Genomic DNA, 1,021 nt, shown 5'->3' with positions numbered 1-1,021 from the left:
TCGCCTGTTACGTCAGTTGTACGGAAGTAGAACTGTGGACGGTAACCCTTGAAGAAAGGAGTGTGACGGCCGCCTTCGTCTTTAGAAAGTACGTATACTTCAGACTCAAACTTAGTGTGTGGGTTGATTGAACCTTTAGCAGAAAGTACTTGGCCACGTTCAACGTCATCACGCTTAGTACCACGTAGAAGTGCACCAACGTTCTCACCTGCACGACCTTCGTCAAGCAGTTTACGGAACATTTCAACACCAGTACAAGTAGTAAGAGTAGTCTCTTTGATACCAACGATTTCTACTTCGTCACCTACACGTAGGATACCGCGCTCGATACGACCAGTAACTACAGTACCACGACCTTGGATTGAGAATACATCTTCAATAGGAAGTAGGAACGGTAGATCAACAGCACGCTCTGGAAGTGGAATGTAAGAATCTAGTGCTTCTGCAAGCTCAACGATCTTGTCTTCCCACTGCTTTTCGCCGTTTAGAGCGCCAAGTGCAGAACCTTGAATTACTGGTAGGTCGTCTCCTGGGTACTCGTACTCAGAAAGAAGTTCACGAACTTCCATTTCTACTAGCTCAAGTAGCTCTTCGTCATCAACCATGTCACATTTGTTCATGAATACGATGATGTAAGGGATACCAACTTGACGACCAAGTAGGATGTGCTCACGAGTTTGTGGCATAGGGCCATCTGTAGCAGCAACAACTAGGATACCGCCGTCCATTTGAGCAGCACCAGTGATCATGTTTTTAACATAATCGGCGTGTCCAGGACAGTCTACGTGTGCGTAGTGACGTTCAGGAGTATCGTACTCAACGTGAGAAGTTGCGATTGTGATACCGCGCTCGCGCTCTTCTGGAGCGTTATCGATAGATGCGAAATCTTTAGCAACACCGCCGTACACTTTTGCAAGTGTAGTACAGATAGCAGCAGTTAGAGTTGTTTTACCGTGGTCAACGTGGCCGATAGTACCAACGTTTACGTGCGGTTTCGTACGTTCAAATTTTTCTTTAGACA

General features: G+C 46.3%; 1 protein-coding gene. It reads right to left on the bottom strand.

Annotated features, from left to right (window positions below):
* A partial coding sequence (gene tuf / locus AB6C75_RS23580) for an elongation factor Tu (RefSeq protein ID WP_102248954.1) occupies positions 1–1,021 on the bottom strand: 1,021 nt, incomplete at both ends.

The organism is Vibrio sp. 10N.237.312.B06 (assembly GCF_041464685.1).
Taxonomy (GTDB): Bacteria; Pseudomonadota; Gammaproteobacteria; order Enterobacterales; family Vibrionaceae; genus Vibrio; species Vibrio tasmaniensis_A.
This window is presented reverse-complemented; position numbering and strand designations above follow the sequence as displayed.